Below are 18,812 nucleotides of genomic sequence, written 5' to 3' on the forward strand. Positions count from 1 at the left end.
AGTCTCAAGAGGATAATCTTACAGCAAGAATACTGAAATATTAAATGGGCTGGATTCGCATCACAATCAAGGTCATATCATCTGCATTGCGATTGCCAGATCCAATAAAATCTTGAACCTGCTCAAATAAATGATCCAGAATTTCTTGGGGTGATTGACACTGTTCACAGGCGGCTTGAAACGCTTTCGTTAGATTTTCTTCATCAAATCGCTCTCCTCCCTGATTGGCAGCATCCGTAAAGCCATCGGTGTAATAAATCAGCGTGTCACCTTCCTGTAGCTGAATTTGGGCATCTTGATAATGCGTATCTGCATCCAGACCAATTAGCATTCCCAAAGTATCCAAGCGTTTAATCGTTTTGGTGGCAGCGTGCCAAAGCAGCGGCGGATTGTGGGCGGCATTGCTATAGGACAAAATTCGCGTCTGCGGATCATACTCTGAATAAAACAGGGTGACGAATCGATTGGAGTTTTCTAGATCGGCGTACATGACGCGATTGAGATGCTGCAAAATTCGCGCTGGTGAGTGACCATTCAGCACTTCAGCCCGCAACATGCCGCGAGTCATGGTCATAATCAGTCCAGCGGGAACGCCTTTACCCATCACATCCCCGATCGCCACACTCCATTTTGCAGTTTCGCTGCCACCATCCCGCTTCGATCGAATTTGGTCGTAGCTAGCCGGAATAAAGTCGTAGTAATCACCTCCAACTCGGCTAGCGGTTAGGCATCGTGCCGCCAGATCCACGCCTAAGATTTGGGGACAGTGGCGAGGCAGTAACCGCAGTTGGATTTCTGCGCCAATCTCTAGTTCGCGATCGAGCCGTTCTTTTTTACGAAGTTCCACCGATAGTTCGTCGTTTTCGATCGCAACCGAGGTTTGGTCTGCCACCAATCTCACCAGTTTTTGGCGTGTTTCCGTCCAGGTATATTGGGGATCGCGGCTAAACACATACAGCCGACCGCGTTCTGCATTTTTCACGAGAATGGCAGTGCCAAATAATTGGACGCTGGTGCCTAAGTAGTGGCTCACCTGATGATCCAAATCAGCGATCGCTTGGGCTGTGGGAGCGATCGCGCCATCATTGCGATTGCCAAAAGCAGGCGACTGCCGCGTGGCAGCTTCCAGCGCTTTTCGTAAATCCTTACTCCAGCGGCTATCTTGGCAGTGCAACCGCTCTAGACGCACTTGCCCATTCGGTTTAAACAGCAGCAGCGCCCCTCCATCACAATCGGTCACCCGGCTTGCCATCAGCGGGATTAACTCCAAAAACTGATTGAGATTATTAAAGCTCCGGAGCGCAAAGCCCAACGAACTCAGCAAATCTTGAATCTTATGCTGCTCTCGATTCAAACGCGCTACTAACTCTTTCAACGCAAACACAGGAGTTACCTCCGGCGGCATATTGCTACCAGGGCGATCGGGCGGTTGAGAGGGTTGTCGAGGAAGAGGCACAGCAGTCATCAGGGCAACACTTGGCAAAAAGGATAGCCAAACTAGGTGAATAAAGAAGTGATCTAAAGGACTCCTAGAACAATCTCTATTAAGTTCTGGAGATTACTCAGGCGTAGGCAACACTTGCGAAAACTTCAGAGGAATCAAAGTCAGGTAAGCATAACCCGGTTTGTCAAAAATGAGTGGATGATTTTTAGAGGATTTCTTTGAGGGATTGATTTTAGAGAAGACGCGATCGCCATTCGTATTTAGTTCTATCAACTTTACAAGATGAATGCCGAATTTAGGACAAGATCATACCAGAGCTTGCCACCTATCTCGCGCTAGCTTCATGGCATAGGCGTTTATGCCGACTGACCCATCTGGTCTAGTATAGGTAAGCGACAGATTGGTCTAAACTTCTGCTGCTCAAAGTTGGCGATTCGTAAAACGTGAGTAACACTTTTTACAGGAATCCCTACGGCGATCGCCCTCTTCTTTTAGCACAAGCCACCTTTATCACAAGCCACTGACACCAGAAACCGAGCTATGAAAGCCATTAATTCCTCCCCCTGGACTCCCCTAATCCTTAAACTCATTGGAGCCTTACTCCTTTTAACGAGCCTCATTGACTATCTTGTGTTGCTTTCCACCGCCAAGTTTCAAGATAGCCAGTGGGTGATCACGTTTACAACACAGGTCGTCGATCGCGGAGTCTTCCCCCTGATTGGACTAGCATTGCTGTTCATTGGGTATTGGCTAGAGGCTGGCAGCACCGACGCAACCCGAACTGCGCCCTGGCTAAAACTCACCGCACTCATTTTATCAAGCATCTTGGGGCTATTTTTCTTGCTAATTGTGCCGTGGGGTGTTGTTGCCACTCGTGATGCCGTGGACGTTCAAATGAAGCAGATTGCTCAAGAAGCCTCGAAAGCGGAAACTCAAATTGATGCCCAAGTCCAGCAATTTAGAGGACAGCTAGATTCTCAGTTGGCTCAAATTGATCAGCTAATTAGTAGTGGGCAACTCAAAGATCCTCAGTTGGCTCAAGCAAAGCAACAGCAGACCCAACTGAAACGGCTGAAGTCTGATCCGAAAGCATTTGATGCCGAAATTGCCCCCAAGAAAACCGAAGAACTCAACAAAATTAAAACCCGCAAGCAGGAATTAGAAAGCCAAACTCAGGGAAACGCCCTGCGCTCTGGACTCAGAACTGGCTTGAATAGCTTACTATTGGCGATCGGCTACATCATTATTGGTTGGACGGGTCTACGGCAAATGTTGTAAACCTGAATCTACAAAAACGCTCATGTAGTTTTTTGCTTGACCAAAATAGGCGCTGCATCTTGATCATTTCCAGATTTCAACCTTAACTCGGATGTACCAATCTCACTAACAAGTTTTCCACCAGAAAATGAATTTCCTGGCTGATAGCAAAAGTCTTTTTTAGCAATACTTCGGACAGTTTTTGTAAAAATGCTGAAAACCCTTGCACGTCATCAATTTTGACCCTCACCCTAAATCTCTTTTTGGGAGCAGGGGGTGGGGGGATGTAGCTTGCCTCCCGCAGGATGGGCGGTTGGGCGCAAAAGTGTCCGGACTACTGATTAAGAGCCAGCACGAGTGAACAAGTACACACCCTCTTGTTCCACTAAAGGCTTAAATCGAGCATCGCGCTGGAGTCGATCGACTAGAGCCTGTTGAAGGCTGGAAGTACTCGCCCAACCGGGATGCCGCACATTTAGCAACACCTCGTCGAATTGATCGAAGTCGATCGCTTCTGTCCCAGCGATCGCCAATTGCACTGTAGGGCGATGGGTCAGATGGGGTGCCATATATGCGGTAGTCAAAAGGCGGCTTTGAGGCTGAACTTGAGCGATCGCGCTGCGGCTTGCTTGCCAGGTATCCAGCGAGTTGAGATAGCGATCGCCAAAATAGCCAAACTTTGCCAATGCCAAAAAGCCAATCAATGAACACAGCAAAATTCCACGCCGACTTTGTACCCACCCTTTGCCATCCGCAAGAGATGCAATCACTGCCACCATCAAAAACGGTAGCGCGGGTAAAGAATACTGGTGCAACAAATCCTTTTGGGTTTCCAACGTGCTAAGCAGATTCAGCAGCAAGGTAGGAATAATGGCGATTAGCGGTGCCAAATGCTGCCATGACAAGCCCCAAGTAACGGGTAAAAAAATCAGGCAAAGATATTGGAGATTGGGCAGGGTGAGTAAAGCGGATAAAGCCAAATGGGGTTTTAAGAATAAATTCAGCACAATTTCCCCCACAGAACTGCCTAAATAGTCAAATCGGGCAACCGAGATCACGCCACCGGGAGGAAAGGCAGGAATGAGAACCTGGGTGGCAAACAAAAACCAGCCCCCGCCTAGGATCAGCGCGATCGCGCCACACTTCAGCCTTTTCTCAAAGAGCCAAAGCCAAAAACCCATGGCAAAGACGGTGAGCGATAAGGCGGCTCGGCAACCCAAAATTAGGATTAAACACCCGACAAACCAGCCTACTTGCTTCCGCTTTGCCGTCAAAATTGCAGTCAAAATCAGCGGTAGGGCAATCACTTCTGGATGAAAATCAAACAGATTTAGATTGAAAATTAATGGATACAACAAATAAGCTGCCGCAATTGCCGTGGACTGACCGTCTTTAAGTCCCGCCTGTTGTGCTAGATGATAGGTCGGCAGAGCGCCCATAGACAGCGCGATCGCTTGAATCCCTAACAACCAAAACACAGAAGGATAAATCTTGTATGGGATTGCCACAAAGACCATAATCCAGTCTGCATGTCCGCCTAAAAAGTGATATCCCCAAAAGGAAATCACGGGCGGCAATCCCTGGCTCAGCAAGTAAGCCAACTGGTCAAAGTAGCCTAGATCATAGGCGGTAGAGTGAAACAATAAATGCCGAATGCTGCTACACAAAAACAAAATCGCCGTACTGACTGCAATCATTCCAGCCAGCACCCGATTATCTGCCTGCTGAAACCAACCCGACAGCGATTGCTTTGAAATTTGTAAGGGTTTGCTCATGCCACCACAGGAGTTTCACCAGCCACCGGAGTCGCAATCAGGGCAACCTCAACCAATTCGTCATTCAGCGCGGTTACTTCCACCCGAACGCCGGGACCGAAGAAGCTCGTTAGCTTTTGTTCTTTATCTTTCCAAGCCTGAGCCGGAAAAAACGGCGACTCGAATTGCAGCACTAGCGTATAGGCTCCATCGGTTTCCGTTTCACGAATGCTCTGAAGCATCGGGCATTCTTCATCCGTGGGGCTAAGTTTCAACGCTTTGAGAGACGTATCCAAATGGGCGCTTTGCCCATAGCGAAACCGAGTCACATCTTTACGGATCTGAGTTTGAGTGGCGGTGGCTTGGCGATCGCGCAGTGCCACAATTGCTTCCGAGGTCGGCTGCGAATAGGGCGCAGGTTCTAGCTCAGAGGCTTTGAGCGCCAACCCACCCAGCAAAATGGGAATTCCATAGAAAAAACCCACTAAATTAAGAGTGGCATTGTCCAAAATAAAGTAGGCAATAAAACCAACGATGGTTAAAATACCACCGACCACCAACCCCACCATTCCCAAGGAAATTTGACGTAGCATAGAGTTACAATCAGTCGCGCTATAAATAACTGGTCAACTTTCATTATCCCTGACTCCTGAACCGCGTCACCGCCAATTGGTGAATCAAGTTTTCTGGATTGAACTATGACAATGGCTAAAGATGATCATCAACAGGCTTCTAAAGATCGGATTTTAATGGAGCAAATCAATTCCCTCAAGCGGGAAGACGAAATGTTGCAGAATATTTTGGCGGTGGATGTGTGGGCGATCGCTAAAACAATGGACGAATTTCATCCCGGTTTCTGGGCGGCATTCATGAAAAATCGCGAACAAGCCCTTAAACGATTTATGGATGAGGTGATTAAAACGAAACCCGTTGATCCAAAACGTCCCCCATTTTTGCGATAGGCAGAAGGCAGAGCGAATGACGAGTGGCGAATGGAATGACTAGTGACGAATGGCGAAGGTTGAATTCAAAACTCAAAATTCAAAACTTTTCCTCGTATCTCACCATTCCTAATACTGCTCCTACCGTAGAATAGGCTTTTATGATCAGTTGATATTAAAGAGGAAAAGGAAGGCTAATGTTAGATCCGCAAGCGATGCGAGAGCAAATTACTCAGATTGAAAGCAAGCGTGAGTTTTTAGTGAAACTCTTGGAGCAACCCAACTTAGGTACTTTGAGAATTGATGTGAATCAAGCGATCGAGGAAGTGGATGACTTGATTGACGAATTTAAGCGCACGTTTCCTGATACTGCGATCGGGCATTAGAAACCGAGTTTCTCAACGAAAATATATCGTTTGAGCAATCCAAGTTACATCCAGAAACCTGGTTTCTTTGTTGTTTGCTTGGAGTGATGGCAGTTCAGTTTTGAGCAGGGTGTTGACATGAAGCCAAAGGTAGGCTCAGAGGCTGATTCAAATGACTTATCAACCAACCCGTCAAGAGGATGTCACCGTTGAGCAGATATTTGTCCAGGCGGGCGATCGCATGAAAGCAGGTGCGCCACTCATCGTCTTGCGGAATCGAGATGCCCAAAGACTCTCAAGAATTGCTCAGCCAGGGCTTTATCTCAGAAATTGATTTACGGCGGGTGATTGGGAGCGTTACTAAAGCTAGGGTTGAGGGAAAATCTGCGTCGGGTATGGGCGCGATCGCATATCCGTAAATAGGATCTTCATTTTATCCGCCAATTTGAGACATGGTGCGGGCATAGCGTCCAGTGGTGCCAGAATCGCGTTCTTTGTAGTTGATTTCGGGTTTGAGGAAAACCAGTTCGCGCACTTGACAGCGAAGATCTGAGAGGGGAACGCCCGATCTCAATCCTCCTTTCAAGTCAATCTGTCCGGTTTCGTTCAGCAGGCAGGGACGCAGCCAGCCATCCGCAGACAGGCGCATCCGGTTACAGCGATCGCAAAAGCATTCTGACATTTGACTGATAAAGCCCAAAGTGCCTTTTGCGCCAGGGATTTGGAAGATGTCCGCAGGTCCATTGCCGCGCACCTGACCCTCAGTTAAGCCCCAGCGATCGCAAATTTGGCGACGCAGATCTTCGGAAGCGACCCAACCGCGATCGCTAAACAAATCGCCATTGCCGATCGGCATGAATTCAATAAAGCGGATATGCCACTCGCGATCGAGGCTCAGTGCAGCCAAGTCTAGAATTTCCGAGTCATTCACACCGGGAATCACGACAACGTTTAGCTTGAGTGGATTGAACCCCACCTGATGGGCGGCTTGAATCCCATTCCAGACTGACTGCCAGCGAGTGCGTCCTCGATTGCCAATAATCTGATCAAACACGTCTGGTTTTAGCGAATCGAGGCTAATGTTGATGCGCCGCAAGCCTGCTTCATAGAGCGGCTGCGCCAATTTTTCCAAGTAAAATGCGTTGGTGGTCATAGACAGATCTTGAGTTTCGGGCAGGGTGGCGATCGCCCTCACAATCTCCACCACATCAGGGCGAATCAGCGGTTCGCCCCCCGTTAGCCGAAATCGAGTAAACCCGATCGGGATAAATACTTCCTGAAGCAGCGTCAATAGCTCATCGTGGGTGATCAAATCTTGCTGCAACACATAGCTGAGGTCAGCACCTTCCGGCATACAGTATTGACAGCGGAAGTTACAGCGATCGACTAAGCTAATCCGAAGATAATCAATTGCATTCATACTTTCATTGTGCCGGATTCTCTGAGTTGCTGATCTGAGTTGCTGAGATAATAGGCGTTCCTATTGGTTGATTTCAACTGTAATCGCGGTATCTGACAAGGAATTGACGGGTTCTATCGTCGGTGAATGGCGGGTTTTAGATAAGTGAGGTGAGCGAGACAACAGCAATTTTTGCAAGGTTTGCTGTAAAGAGTGCCCTTGTTCCTTGACAAATATAAGTGGAATGAGGGCAAGCAGACGGGCGATCGCGGATAGAGCAAACAATCCAGGAATACCGCCATAGTCAGTAAATTCTGCGAGGAAGCCCCCGACTGAAGTACCTAAAGCACCGCTGATTCCGGCGATCGCGGCTGCAACTGCAAAATAAAGGGGTTGGTGGCGTAAGGGCGCAACTCCTAGCTGTAAATTATTGGTGCATAGGTCGATCGCTGCCCAACTGCCGCCTGCCAATAGGTGCAACAGTGGAAACCAGACCCATAGAGAAACCTCATTTGCGCCCGTAATCAGCCATAACAACGGAAACAACGCCACCAAAATGCCATCGATCAGCAAAATGGGGCGATTGCCAATCCGATCTGCCAATTTTCCCCACACGACCAACATAATTAAATGGGCACCTGCCTGCAAGCTTGTGTAGCTGGTGACCCAGCGTAAATCGATCGCCAAGGTATCTAGCAAATACACATTAAAAAATGGGGCGCTCAAATTCACTGCAAACATCCATAGGGCAAAATACAGTAGAAATAATAGGAAGTTGGTATCTTGCCGTTGCAAACGTGATGGGGAGTTTAATGTGGGCAACGGTTGCGATGCTGAGTCCTGTGGATTGCTGGTAGACACCAGGACGGGTTCTATTTCTGTTACCTCAACAATCTGGCGATCGCCGGGGTGAACATCTGCCATCCAAAATTGAAACCCCAAACTAATCAGTCCGGCAACGACTCCAAGCAGCAGAACCACGCCATAGCCTTGTTGTGCCCCACCGCCCCATGCGGATACAATCCAGCCTAAAGCAGGAATCGATAATAAGTTCATTAAGCTAATCGCACTAGCACGAGTGCCAAAATAGCGCCCACGTAGCCGAGATGGCACCAAGGTTGCAATCCAACTCAGCCAAGAAGCACTGCCTAATGCTCCCCAAAAGTAGGTTAATCCCACAATTCCCAGGGTCAAGTTTACCCAGGTTTGCTCAGTCCACTGTCCAGCCCAAAAGATGGCGGCTGCCAAAATGAGCCACAATAACCGCGACGGCACATAGATCCAAAAGCAATACCAGTGATAGCTAGAGGTGCGATCGCTCCACAGCGCCCCCAAAGGCTGCATCAAATTTGCCAGCATGGGGATTGATGACAGCAATCCAATTTGGCTAGGGCTAGCATTTAGCCCGACCAAAAAACTGCTAAGCAAAACCCCGCCCGTTGCATTGGAGAAGATCGTGGCAAAGATGCCATCAAGCGTAGAAGCTTGCAAGCTAGTCCGAACTTGGTCTTTAGAAATGGGAATCGTGAGACTAAGTACCTGATCAACCGTCTCTTTTTTATCCAGTGTCCCTACTAAATCTGAATTAACCGTAGCTGGAGAATCGCCAATGCATAAGGGAATTCCTGGCTCCACCATTTCCAATTACCGCCTTGGGGATTGCTGCTCAGATCACGTTTTCATACTAGATAACATTCAGCCTGTTTCCTTGCTACTTCAGAAAGAGCTTTTGTGAAGAGACGTAATACCTTGAGTTTTGCTCGCGTAGCGTTGACCTAGGAGATAGTTTGAACTGTAGAAGCTTTACTCAGTCATGGTCTCAACCTTAGATCTGTCGCATCCTCTATTTGAGTTGTCTAAGGGTCGTGATGGATTGCATCTAAAAACCGTTCTAGCTCCAATTCAAAAACATCATCCCAAGCACCAAATCGCAGGTGACGCTGGCGATCCCATTCTGCTTCTACCAAGGTGCGAGTTTGAGGATTCATCGACTGAAAAGACAGAGATTTTCCTAAAAGGGTTGCTTTTTCCAGCCCTGCCACTAATGCTTCTACTCCTTGAGAGTCGGTGACATCCCCCCACAGGAAGTCTACAATCACACGTTCTCCAGCTAAATCTAGCGCTTCTTCCAAGGATTGTTGAAAGCTGTTGCTAGAAGAAGATAGGTCATTATTGGGCTGAAGCACAATAGTTTGTGGATTGAAGGAATTGGGCGGGTCAATTTCAAAGGGGATTTCAGGGCGATGAAGAGTGCTTTCCATAGGAACCTAATTAAAACAGTTGCGCGGGTGACGATAGACAGTGGAAAGGAGAAGTTCTCACCCTTCTAGAGTGAGATAATTGCATGGAAAAAGCCGATCGCTGGGTCACACCTTTTTGTGTCTTTCGTCAGTTCAACGGGTGTCGCTGGTCATCATAAAAAGTGTTTTACGTCCTGAGATCGCGTGTTGCTTATCACCCTTTTCTAGGATCTAGATCACCTATCACCCCTATCCATTGTTTTTATGCTTACTCCCCCTCGCGCTGGATATACGCTGCCGGTTTTTGCTTGTGCTGCGGCGATCGCGGCTTTACAAAAATTGCAAGATCCTAATCCGGTTCTGTCGGTTTTTCTCAATCTAGTTGAACCGGATGAACGAGTAGAAATTGCGATCGAGCAAGCGGTCTGCTTACAGCCGGGAGTTTCTCTGGCAATCACTCGCAGCGATCCGGGCGATAACTTGGATCTGACCCGCAATACCCCCATTTGGGCACTGGTAGAATGGGGCACCGCTGAACAAACCGACGCGATCGCGTTGCAAGGTGGAGAAGGCGTTGGACGGCTTGCCGATGGACAGGCTGCTTTTTATGCCTATGCAAAACGGTTGCTGCTAGAAAATCTATTGCCTTTGCTGCCACCCGGAAAAAAGCTCAGAGTCACCGTGATTTTGCCGGAAGGTAGACAATTGGCAAAACGCACTTCCAATGAAGCATTTGGCGTGGTTGAAGGATTGTCGCTGTTGGGAACGAGCGGTATTTCCCAACCCCTCAGCGCTCCAGGGCAATTGGAACTCTATCGGGCAGATCTCAAGCAAAAGCAAACTCAGTTTAATGAACTGATATTTTGTATTGGCGAAAACGGTCTGGATTTGGCACAACAGCTTGGAGTTGAACCAAACCGATTAGTCAAGACTGCAAACTGGTTGGGACCGATGCTGGTGGAGGCGGCGCTTCAGGGGGTGCAATCGATTCTTTTGTTTGGCTATCACGGAAAACTGTTGAAACTCGCTGGCGGAATTTTTCATACTCATCATTATGTTGCCGATGGACGCATGGAAATTTTGACCGCGCACTGTGCAAAAGTGGGGGTGCCTACTGCCGACTTGCCCATTATTTTTGCAGTGCCGACTGCCGAGGATGGGTTGAAGTATTTAAGAAATCTGGATGCCAACAGCGGCACGACCTGGACAGAACAGGTCTATGGTGAACTGGCTGAAGCGATCGATCATCGATCGCAGATCTACATTCATGCCCACAGCGATCGTGCGCTTACGGTTGGCAGCGTTTTGTTCGATCGGCACCGAAACATTATTGTGGCTAGCAAAACAGGAGCAGGTTTACTTAAACGATTGATTGAGTCGGGTTAGAATAAAAGGATTAACTTTTAATATTTGTAAAGCTACTTTTAGATAGACCTTTAAATTAATTTTTGCTCACATTCACTCAAGTCAGAATTATGGTGACTCTACAAACTCAACAAGAACAAGCTGAATCGGTAGAGAAGCTTGATCGCCAAATCATTGTTATTTTAGATTTTGGCTCTCAATATTCTGAGTTGATTGCTCGGCGTATCCGCGAAACCCAAGTCTATTCTGAAGTGTTGTCCTATCGCACAACTGCCGAACAAATTCAGGAGATTGCACCGAAGGGCATCATTTTATCGGGTGGACCCAGTTCTGTGTATGGCGATCGCGCGCCCCACTGTGATCCCAAAATTTGGAGCTTAGGCATCCCTATTTTGGGCGTTTGTTACGGGATGCAGTTGATGGTGCAGCAGTTGGGCGGCGGGGTGGAACAGTCAGAACGGGGCGAATATGGCAAAGCGTCTTTGGTGATTGATGACCCAACCGACCTGTTGACTAATGTGAATGATGGCACGACCATGTGGATGAGCCACGGCGATTCGGTGACCCATTTGCCAGATGGATTCGAGGTTTTGGCACATACGGATAATACGCCTTCTGCCGCGATCGCCCATCATGAAAAGAAACTCTATGGGGTGCAGTTTCATCCAGAAGTCGTGCATTCGATCGGGGGACAGGCACTTATTCGCAATTTTGTTTACCACATTTGCAATTGTGAACCCACTTGGACGACTGCCGCATTTGTCGAGCAAGCAACGCGAGAAATTCGAGCAAAGGTAGGCGATAAGCGCGTCTTGCTAGCGCTATCGGGTGGGGTTGATTCATCCACTCTGGCATTTTTACTGCATCAGGCGATCGGTGATAAGCTTACCTGCATGTTTATTGACCAGGGCTTTATGCGAAAACTGGAGCCAGAACGCTTGATTAAGTTGTTCCATGAGCAGTTTCATATCCCGGTGCAATATGTGAATGCTCGCGATCGCTTTTTGGCAGCGATCGCGGGGGTGACTGATCCTGAGGAAAAACGCAAACGCATTGGTCACGAGTTTATTAGCGTTTTTGAAGAAGAATCTAAGCGACTCGGACCGTTTGACTATTTAGCGCAGGGCACCCTTTACCCGGATGTGATTGAATCGGCAGATACCAATGTTGATCCCAAAACGGGCGATCGAGTTGCTGTGAAAATTAAAAGTCATCACAATGTGGGCGGATTGCCGAAAGATCTGCGCTTTAAGCTAGTGGAACCCCTACGAAAATTGTTTAAAGACGAAGTTCGCCGAGTAGGAACTTCGATTGGCTTGCCAGACGAAATTATCAAACGTCATCCGTTTCCTGGTCCCGGTTTAGCCATTCGTATTTTGGGCGAAGTAACGGAAGAGCGCTTAGATATTCTGCGAGATGCGGATCTGATTGTGCGACAAGAAATTAACCGCAACGGAGTTTACAACGATTTTTGGCAGGCATTTGCCGTCCTGTTGCCGATTCGGAGTGTGGGAGTCATGGGCGATCAGCGCACCTATGCTTATCCAATTGTGTTGCGGTTTGTCAGCAGTGAAGATGGCATGACGGCAGATTGGTCACGGGCACCCTACGATTTGTTGGAAACTATCTCTAACCGAATCGTGAATGAGGTAAAAGGAGTCAATCGAGTGGTATATGACATCACATCTAAGCCACCCGGAACCATTGAGTGGGAGTGAGTTTTTCCGCAGGCGACTGTGGAAAACTCAAAATAATCTGTGGAAAACTCGCATAATGTGCTGTTTGTCTGTGGAAAACCCCTGTATTAGTATGGGGAAAGAGAAAGCCAGAAGCAAAGGGAAAACTGACCCAATGTTTCTGGCATCCAAGTTGAAAAAAGTGATAAAAGACGCTTTTCTTAAAGGACTTCTTCGGTCTCTTTTATCTTTGACTTAGCTTTTGCGGCGCTTTTCTTTAAAGCATTGAGCCGCGCTTCATACTTTGATCGGAGCTTCTTTTTTGGCGATTGCTCGATGAGAACTTTAAGGGCACTTCCCAAACTTTTGTAAGCATTGGGTAGCGTATAGCCAAACCGAGTTGCAAGGGCGATCGCGCGCTCATCTGCATCCGTTAGCTCTTGCAAGGTCTTTTCATTATTATTCTTTTGCCAAAGTCGCCAGCCAGACACTCCGCAAAGTGACAAAGCCAGCACTAAGAGCAGCCCATCTTGCACCCATAGCTCACCCACCGCGCCGCCTAAGCCGATCGCCAGCGCTGCCATTTCCCACCCGTCCCGTGGAATGGTGTCATTTTGAATGCGCCCAACCTCATGCCAAAACAACAGGTTGCGCTGATCGGTTGCCAACTGCTCCCACTTCACCATATCAATCTGAACTTCAACCTCATCCTTGCCGATCTCTTCAGAGAGAATCAGCGTGGGGTTGACAGCAGTCGTCGCTTCCACTGAAACCCAACTTTGCAACTCTGGAGGCAGCAGACCTCGCAGTCGTCGCAATTCGCTCATTTCGGCTCTTGCCGTAGAGGATGCATAAGATGCCATGGACAACTTAAAATACTTCCAAAATCAATACAACTTTATCTCTAGGATCATAGCGATCTTGGTGCCAATTTGGGGATGTAAAATAATTTTTGATTAACAAACTCTGAGGAAGACGCTAAAAAGTTGGCGATTCGTGAAAAGATCCCTACGGGAATCGCGTTAGCGCATAGTTGTAACTTGAAGGGACTTCAGAATTGGTCTGAGAATAGTAGAGAATCACAAAAGCGGGTAATATCAACGTCAAGACAGCAATCAGGGTTCCTACGACATTTGCGACTCGATGATTAGACTGTTGAGATGCATGATTAGAACGACTGCCAATATCCATAAATGATGTTTGAGTGAAATCTTGAAGTAAAGGACTAGCTAACGGTGGGATGTAACGTTCCCGTCACATCCCATCTTAACGAGAGATGTTAGAAGTGTCTCTCTTGGTCACTAATCTCAATGTGATAGGTTTACTGACCTAATGATAAAAATGTAACTCTGCACCTCGGATTTTTACTGTTTTTTAATCAAACCTGGACAGCTATGGCAAAAGTGTATGATCGCATTTCCGATGAGTTGCAGAACTTTATTCGTCAGCAGCCTCTCTTTTTTGTGGCAACGGCTCCGCTGAATTCCGCTGGACATGTCAATGTGTCGCCAAAAGGATTGGATAGCTTGCGGGTCTTGTCGCCTAATCGAGTCGCCTATCTCGATTTGACGGGGAGCGGCAACGAAACATCGGCACATCTGCTAGAAAACGGACGAATTACGCTGATGTTTTGCGCTTTTCAGGAACCGCCTCTGATTCTGCGGCTCTATGGTCAAGGGGCTGTCGTGCTGCCGCATACCTCCGATTGGCAGGCGCTCTACTCGCTGTTTTCTCCTCTGCCTGGAGCGCGCCAAATTATTGTGGCAGAGATTGACCGGGTGCAAACGTCCTGTGGTTTGGGTGTGCCGCTATATGAACTGCAAGATCAGCGATCGCAGTTGGTAGATTGGGCAGCGAAGAAGGGAGACGCTGGGTTACAAGACTATCGCCAGCAAAAAAACGTTGTCAGCGTAGATGGACTGCCTACTCCTCTTGCCAAGCAAGGCATGGGTTAATCGGGGAGATGGAAGAGGATTAGCCACAATTATTCTACTGCTTCAGTCGCCTTCCTGCATCGTATGGATCTTCATGAAATCCACCTTAAAAGTCTACGCCTCGCTTTAGGTCTATGCCTTTTTCGGCATAGTGTTTGTGGCAGATCATTTCAGAGTGAACGCTTGCTAGGTCAAAGTAGGCAGGTAAGTTTTTGCAGCGCCCAGTAATGATGATTTCCGTATCGCGCGGTTTGCGGAGTAGTGCTTGCACAATGGGTTCTTCGGGCAGCAGTTCTAGATCAACGGTGGGATTGAGTTCATCCAAAATCAGGGTTTTGTAAAGCCCAGAGGCGATCGCGGCTCTGGCAATTTCCCACCCGCGTTCAGCTTCCACATAATCCAATTCTTGCTGCTGTCCGCGCCAGACAATTGCATCGCGTCCGCAGCGCTGATGATCTACTAGGTTGGGGTAGCTTTGGCGGAGGGCAGCGATCGCGGCATCCTCGGTATAGCCTGAGCCGCCTTTGAGCCACTGCATAATCAGTACCCGATGGGATTTATCCTGACTAATGCCGCGCCCGATCGCCTGAAGCGCTTTGCCTAAAGCACTGGTAGACTTCCCTTTTCCTTCACCCGTGTAGATTTCAATCCCCTCAATGCCATTGGTTTGTGCATTGGAGTGATAATGAGGGCGCATTTCGGAGTGCAGATCGGCAATATCCAGCAAGGGTTGGGGGGCGGCGCGTCCGGTGGCAATCACTTCCATATGATCGGGTTTGCGTTGCAGGGTGCTGACCACTTCATCCACGGGCAGCAAACCCAAATCAAGGACGGGGTTCAACTCGTCTAGCACAACGACGGAATATAACCCGGACGCGATCGCGCCTTTTGCCACATCCCAGCCTCGCTGCGCTTCCAACTTGTCGAATCGGGTAATTTGCTCGGCTCCAAAATATTCAGCGCGTCCGGTGCGAACCTGATCAATTAAGTGCGGAAAGCCGCGTTGCAAAGCTTCGATCGCCGCATCTTCGTCGTAGGTGCGCCCTGGACCTTTGAGAAACCGCAGCAACAGCACACGGGTTTGTAAATCACTATGGATGCCTAACCCAATGGAACGCAGTACCACACCCAGCGCCGCTTGCGATTTGCCTTTTCCAGCCCCGTCGTAAACATGGATTTGCCCAGTCAACCGCTCCGATCTCGTTTGAGCCGTCCGAATGCCAACCCCGCTTCGTGTCATGATCTTTACTGTTCCCATGCTGCTCTATCCTAGCGAATCGCCGCTTCGCTACTATTGGCACTATCTTACTCCACGCTATATGTAGCGTATTGCTAGGAATAATTTCGTAAATACTGCTTGAATCTCTCACCTCCAAAAGCTTTCTTTACCAAACAAATTTCTTGTGCGGATTCATGGTGATGGTCTGAAACCATTGTTGGTCAACTCTAAAATCTTTGTAGAGAGCTTTGTAGAGACGCGATCGCGTGGTATTTCCGTCGAAAATTAACGTCGCGTCCCAATAACAGATCTAGACACTATTGAAAGTAGTTCCTCAAACAATATTCCAGCCACTTGAGGGGGAGACACTGCCGATATTGATATAGCCATTGTAGGTCGTACCGTTCATGCCCCAGATGCCAACGCTGCCATCCAAACTATTGTGCCAAAGCACATCCGCATTGCCATCTTTCGTAAAATCACCCACCCCAGCAACCTTCCACCCCGAACTATTCGGCACACTCTCAATAAAAGTGGCATTTTTGTAAGTGGTGCCATCCATTTCCCAGACGAGGTTTTGCCCACTCCCACTATTGCGCCAGAGGATGTCGGTTTTGCCATCTTTCGTGAAATCACCCGTTCCCACCACCTCCCACCCTGACCCCGCTGCCACGCTATTGATAAAAGTAGCATTTTTGTAAGTGGTGCCATCCATCTCCCAGACAAGGTTTTGCCCACTCCCACTATTGCGCCAGAGGATGTCGGTTTTACCATCTTTCGTGAAATCACCCGTTCCCACCACCTCCCACCCTGACCCCGCTGCCACGCTATTGATAAAAGTGGCATTTTTGTAAGTGGTGCCATCCATTTCCCAGACGAGGTTTTGCCCACTCCCACTATTGCGCCAAAGGATGTCGGTTTTACCATCTTTCGTGAAATCACCCGTTCCCACAGCATTCCAACCCGAGTTGACTGCCACGCTATTGATAAAAGTAGCATTTTTGTAAGTGGTGCCATCCATTTCCCAGACGAGGTTTTGCCCATTCAACCCATTGCGCCAAAGGATGTCGGTGATGCCATCTTGGGTGAAGTCGGTGGTGGCGGTGCGGTCAACTTGGAGCGATGCGCTATCAAACTGCACACTGAATGCGGTGGCGTTGCCGTTGGTTGTGGTGTCTGCAGTTGTCCCATTGATGCCGCTGGTTTGATCCCAGGCGCGGTAGGTGATGGCGTTGGCGAGGGTGCCAGTGTAGCCCGTGTTGGGACGAAAATATAAGCGGGTGTTGGCATCGTCGGCAAGCAGGAGCGCATTGGTATTGGAGACTCCGTCGAGGATTGTCCAGTTGGTGCCGTTGTTGAGACTGTAGAACCAAGTGCCGTTGCTGCTGTCGGTGGCGATGATGGCGATGCCGGTGAGTGCGCTAGCATCGGGGTCGATGACGTTGTTTTGTCCGCTGCCGCCAATGAGGTTTGCCAGTTGCGTGATGCGGGTGCCGACAGCACCGAGGGGAGCGGGGGCATTGCTCCGCACACTGTTGAGAGTGACGACGGTATCGTTCAAAATCGGGGCATCGTTGAGGTTGTTGACGATAATCGAAAATGCTTTGTCATACGTCAGTCCACTAAAGTCGGTGGTACGAACCCGAATGCTATAGCTGGATTGGGTTTCAAAGTCGGGGGAGGCATTGAGCCGCAGTTGTTCGCCTGTGAGGGTAAAGGCGCTGTTGTCGGTGCTGCCGCTGCCAGAGACGAAGGTATAGGTGAAACTGCCGCCATCGGGGTCGAGGGTGGTGAAGGTGCCAATGAGGGTATTGGGGGCGACGTTTTCGTTGGTAGTGGTAGCGCTGAGCAGCAGATCGGTGGGGGGATTGTCGTTGTCGGCGATCGCGGCGATGACAGAGCCAACAGTAATGCCGTTATAGTTGGCATCCATGCTGGTGGTGGTGTGGGTGATGGTGCCACTGTGGTTGCCTTCAGTAACATTGTCATCCACAGCGGTGACGGTGATAGTTTGGGCAGTATTCCAGTTGGCGGCGGTGAAGGTGAGGGTGTTGATGTTGGTGCTGGTTTGGGTGCCGGGGTTCAGATTGATGGTGACATTATCTGTGGGTTGGGAGGTGAGGGCTACGGTATAGGTGTCGGTGATACCACCTTCGGCGATCGCGGTATTGCCTGCGCTTTGGGTAATGGTGACTCCGGCAGTGTCATTGTCGGCAATCGCGATCGCTTGAGTGGTAGTACTACCGAGGACAATGCCACCAGAGGGATTGCTAATGGTCAACGTAGCGGCTTCTGTTCCTTCCACTATGGCATCATCGACGACGGTGAAAGTGGCAGTTCCCGTGGTTTGTCCATTGAGAATGGTGATGGTGGGGCTACTGAGGCTGTAGTCGCCAGCGGTGATGCCTGTGCCGGAAACTCCCAGACTGAGGGTTTGAGCGCCGACAACCGCACTGGAGGCAGTGGCGGTGACGGTGACAACGGTAGTGCCTGCTTCCGTGCCAGCGGTGGTGCTAACTGAAAGGTTGACGGTGGGAGGAAGGGATAGGGAAAAGTCATCGATCGCCAACCCATGATCATTGCCATTGTCGTTGTTCTCGACCCAGCGCACCCATAGGGTATTGCCATTTGCCCAGTTGAGACCATTGAGCATCCCACCCCGATTGGCAACGCGACCAGCAACATTGCCATTCACTGCGGCTGCGGTTGCCGTTGCCACTGGCGATGCCCAATTAAAGTTGCCGCCGGGGGTATTCCAGGTGGAGACAGCGGCAAAACTTGCCCCAAAACCATACTGAAGAACCATTGTTTGGGCGGTGGTGTTGCCTCCATTGCGCCACTGTTCGCCGTTAAAGGCAAGGTTGACCGTGTTGAGGGTGGCACCTGTGGTGTTCGTAGCCGCAAAAGCAATCCACCCAGCAACCGCTCCATTTGCAGGAGAACCAAAATAAGAAGAGCCGGAGCCAAGTCCACCCAAGGCTCTGTCAGTGCTGCCAGTGGAGCCATAGCTTATAAAAGATCCAGTTGTAGAAGTCCCATTGCCTGCTGAATATGTGGTGATAGCAGTGCCAGAGGTAGGTTGCCGGAAGAGCGACCAGCCAAGGATCGTGTTATCGTTCGTCCAAGGTCTGTTGGTGCCGCTGTTGGCTAAGCTATTAAAGCTTTGGGTGTAAGAGCCAGTGAAGTTAACGGGCATGAATAGACGCTCCAGAGGTTAA

The 18,812-nt window shown here is 49.1% G+C and carries 17 protein-coding genes; 7 read left to right on the plus strand and 10 right to left on the minus strand.

What is annotated here, in order from left to right; all coding sequences use genetic code 11:
* Nucleotides 1-40: 40 nt before the first annotated feature.
* A complete protein-coding gene (locus AB3R30_RS07865) occupies nt 41-1,465 on the minus strand; it encodes a PP2C family protein-serine/threonine phosphatase (protein WP_458648614.1) in 1,425 nt (474 codons plus the stop codon).
* A gap of 519 nt (nt 1,466-1,984) precedes the next feature.
* On the opposite strand from AB3R30_RS07865, the gene AB3R30_RS07870 reads away from it, so the two are divergent.
* Nucleotides 1,985-2,722, plus strand: a complete 738-nt coding sequence (locus AB3R30_RS07870; RefSeq protein WP_458648615.1) for an HpsJ family protein — start codon at nt 1,985-1,987, stop codon at nt 2,720-2,722.
* Between the two features lie 320 nt (nt 2,723-3,042).
* Here AB3R30_RS07870 and AB3R30_RS07875 read toward each other — a convergent pair whose 3' ends face one another.
* Complete coding sequence (locus tag AB3R30_RS07875; protein ID WP_458648616.1) at nt 3,043-4,476, minus strand: DUF2079 domain-containing protein; 1,434 nt, start codon at nt 4,474-4,476, stop codon at nt 3,043-3,045.
* Nucleotides 4,473-5,048, minus strand: coding sequence for a DUF2854 domain-containing protein (locus tag AB3R30_RS07880; RefSeq protein ID WP_458648617.1), 576 nt, complete (start codon nt 5,046-5,048; stop codon nt 4,473-4,475). Before AB3R30_RS07880 ends, AB3R30_RS07875 begins: the two co-directional genes overlap by 4 nt.
* 105 nt (nt 5,049-5,153) lie before the next feature.
* Here AB3R30_RS07880 and AB3R30_RS07885 point away from each other — a divergent pair, with 105 nt between their 5' ends.
* From AB3R30_RS07885 to AB3R30_RS07895, 3 genes are all read left to right on the plus strand, one after another.
* Nucleotides 5,154-5,417, plus strand: a complete 264-nt coding sequence (locus tag AB3R30_RS07885) for a hypothetical protein (RefSeq protein WP_458648618.1) — start codon at nt 5,154-5,156, stop codon at nt 5,415-5,417.
* A 176-nt stretch (nt 5,418-5,593) separates the two neighbouring features.
* Nucleotides 5,594-5,782 carry a hypothetical protein gene (locus AB3R30_RS07890; RefSeq protein ID WP_458648619.1) on the plus strand — a complete coding sequence of 63 codons (189 nt, stop codon included), beginning with the start codon at nt 5,594-5,596 and terminating at the stop codon, nt 5,780-5,782.
* A gap of 151 nt (nt 5,783-5,933) precedes the next feature.
* Nucleotides 5,934-6,095 (plus strand): hypothetical protein, encoded by a 162-nt coding sequence (locus tag AB3R30_RS07895; RefSeq protein ID WP_458648620.1) that lies wholly within the window; start codon nt 5,934-5,936, stop codon nt 6,093-6,095.
* Nucleotides 6,096-6,194: 99 nt separating this feature from the next.
* Here AB3R30_RS07895 and moaA read toward each other — a convergent pair whose 3' ends face one another.
* From moaA to AB3R30_RS07910, 3 genes are all read right to left on the minus strand, one after another.
* Nucleotides 6,195-7,181 (minus strand): GTP 3',8-cyclase MoaA, encoded by a 987-nt coding sequence (moaA, locus tag AB3R30_RS07900; RefSeq protein ID WP_458648621.1) that lies wholly within the window; start codon nt 7,179-7,181, stop codon nt 6,195-6,197.
* Nucleotides 7,182-7,241: 60 nt separating this feature from the next.
* A complete protein-coding gene (locus AB3R30_RS07905) occupies nt 7,242-8,798 on the minus strand; it encodes an MFS transporter (protein WP_458648622.1) in 1,557 nt (518 codons plus the stop codon).
* A 218-nt stretch (nt 8,799-9,016) separates the two neighbouring features.
* Complete coding sequence (locus tag AB3R30_RS07910; protein WP_458648623.1) at nt 9,017-9,421, minus strand: STAS domain-containing protein; 405 nt, start codon at nt 9,419-9,421, stop codon at nt 9,017-9,019.
* A gap of 243 nt (nt 9,422-9,664) precedes the next feature.
* Between AB3R30_RS07910 and cbiD the strand changes: the two genes are divergently transcribed.
* Both cbiD and guaA read left to right on the plus strand, forming a co-directional pair.
* Nucleotides 9,665-10,786, plus strand: a complete 1,122-nt coding sequence (gene cbiD / locus AB3R30_RS07915; RefSeq protein ID WP_458648624.1) for a cobalt-precorrin-5B (C(1))-methyltransferase CbiD — start codon at nt 9,665-9,667, stop codon at nt 10,784-10,786.
* A gap of 89 nt (nt 10,787-10,875) precedes the next feature.
* On the plus strand, nt 10,876-12,483 hold the full coding sequence (gene guaA, locus AB3R30_RS07920) for a glutamine-hydrolyzing GMP synthase (RefSeq protein WP_458648625.1): 1,608 nt from the start codon (nt 10,876-10,878) through the stop codon (nt 12,481-12,483).
* Nucleotides 12,484-12,662: 179 nt separating this feature from the next.
* Here guaA and AB3R30_RS07925 read toward each other — a convergent pair whose 3' ends face one another.
* Nucleotides 12,663-13,304 carry a DUF3318 domain-containing protein gene (locus tag AB3R30_RS07925; RefSeq protein WP_458648626.1) on the minus strand — a complete coding sequence of 214 codons (642 nt, stop codon included), beginning with the start codon at nt 13,302-13,304 and terminating at the stop codon, nt 12,663-12,665.
* Nucleotides 13,305-13,449: 145 nt separating this feature from the next.
* On the minus strand, nt 13,450-13,632 hold the full coding sequence (locus tag AB3R30_RS07930; protein WP_458648627.1) for a TLTLP motif-containing protein: 183 nt from the start codon (nt 13,630-13,632) through the stop codon (nt 13,450-13,452).
* 203 nt (nt 13,633-13,835) lie between these two features.
* Between AB3R30_RS07930 and AB3R30_RS07935 the strand changes: the two genes are divergently transcribed.
* Complete coding sequence (locus tag AB3R30_RS07935; protein WP_458648628.1) at nt 13,836-14,396, plus strand: pyridoxamine 5'-phosphate oxidase family protein; 561 nt, start codon at nt 13,836-13,838, stop codon at nt 14,394-14,396.
* Between the two features lie 85 nt (nt 14,397-14,481).
* Here AB3R30_RS07935 and AB3R30_RS07940 read toward each other — a convergent pair whose 3' ends face one another.
* Both AB3R30_RS07940 and AB3R30_RS07945 read right to left on the minus strand, forming a co-directional pair.
* The gene (locus AB3R30_RS07940) at nt 14,482-15,615 is read right to left on the minus strand and encodes a cob(I)yrinic acid a,c-diamide adenosyltransferase (protein ID WP_458648629.1); all 1,134 of its coding nucleotides are present in this window, start codon (nt 15,613-15,615) and stop codon (nt 14,482-14,484) included.
* Nucleotides 15,616-15,928: 313 nt separating this feature from the next.
* Nucleotides 15,929-18,790 carry a beta strand repeat-containing protein gene (locus AB3R30_RS07945; RefSeq protein WP_458648630.1) on the minus strand — a complete coding sequence of 954 codons (2,862 nt, stop codon included), beginning with the start codon at nt 18,788-18,790 and terminating at the stop codon, nt 15,929-15,931.
* Nucleotides 18,791-18,812: the final 22 nt, after the last annotated feature.

Origin of the sequence: Sivoneniella epilithica UHCC 1019 (assembly GCF_040830845.1) — a bacterium.
Lineage (GTDB): Bacteria > Cyanobacteriota > Cyanobacteriia > Leptolyngbyales > Leptolyngbyaceae > ULC077BIN1.

Coding starts and splice junctions, on each gene's coding strand:
- AB3R30_RS07865 (WP_458648614.1), bottom strand. CDS start 1,465: ATGACTGCTGTGCCTCTTCCTCGACAACCCTCTCAACCGCCCGATCGC.
- AB3R30_RS07870 (WP_458648615.1), top strand. CDS start 1,985: ATGAAAGCCATTAATTCCTCCCCCTGGACTCCCCTAATCCTTAAACTC.
- AB3R30_RS07875 (WP_458648616.1), bottom strand. CDS start 4,476: ATGAGCAAACCCTTACAAATTTCAAAGCAATCGCTGTCGGGTTGGTTT.
- AB3R30_RS07880 (WP_458648617.1), bottom strand. CDS start 5,048: ATGCTACGTCAAATTTCCTTGGGAATGGTGGGGTTGGTGGTCGGTGGT.
- AB3R30_RS07885 (WP_458648618.1), top strand. CDS start 5,154: ATGACAATGGCTAAAGATGATCATCAACAGGCTTCTAAAGATCGGATT.
- AB3R30_RS07890 (WP_458648619.1), top strand. CDS start 5,594: ATGTTAGATCCGCAAGCGATGCGAGAGCAAATTACTCAGATTGAAAGC.
- AB3R30_RS07895 (WP_458648620.1), top strand. CDS start 5,934: ATGACTTATCAACCAACCCGTCAAGAGGATGTCACCGTTGAGCAGATA.
- moaA (WP_458648621.1), bottom strand. CDS start 7,181: ATGAATGCAATTGATTATCTTCGGATTAGCTTAGTCGATCGCTGTAAC.
- AB3R30_RS07905 (WP_458648622.1), bottom strand. CDS start 8,798: ATGGTGGAGCCAGGAATTCCCTTATGCATTGGCGATTCTCCAGCTACG.
- AB3R30_RS07910 (WP_458648623.1), bottom strand. CDS start 9,421: ATGGAAAGCACTCTTCATCGCCCTGAAATCCCCTTTGAAATTGACCCG.
- cbiD (WP_458648624.1), top strand. CDS start 9,665: ATGCTTACTCCCCCTCGCGCTGGATATACGCTGCCGGTTTTTGCTTGT.
- guaA (WP_458648625.1), top strand. CDS start 10,876: ATGGTGACTCTACAAACTCAACAAGAACAAGCTGAATCGGTAGAGAAG.
- AB3R30_RS07925 (WP_458648626.1), bottom strand. CDS start 13,304: ATGGCATCTTATGCATCCTCTACGGCAAGAGCCGAAATGAGCGAATTG.
- AB3R30_RS07930 (WP_458648627.1), bottom strand. CDS start 13,632: ATGGATATTGGCAGTCGTTCTAATCATGCATCTCAACAGTCTAATCAT.
- AB3R30_RS07935 (WP_458648628.1), top strand. CDS start 13,836: ATGGCAAAAGTGTATGATCGCATTTCCGATGAGTTGCAGAACTTTATT.
- AB3R30_RS07940 (WP_458648629.1), bottom strand. CDS start 15,615: ATGACACGAAGCGGGGTTGGCATTCGGACGGCTCAAACGAGATCGGAG.
- AB3R30_RS07945 (WP_458648630.1), bottom strand. CDS start 18,790: ATGCCCGTTAACTTCACTGGCTCTTACACCCAAAGCTTTAATAGCTTA.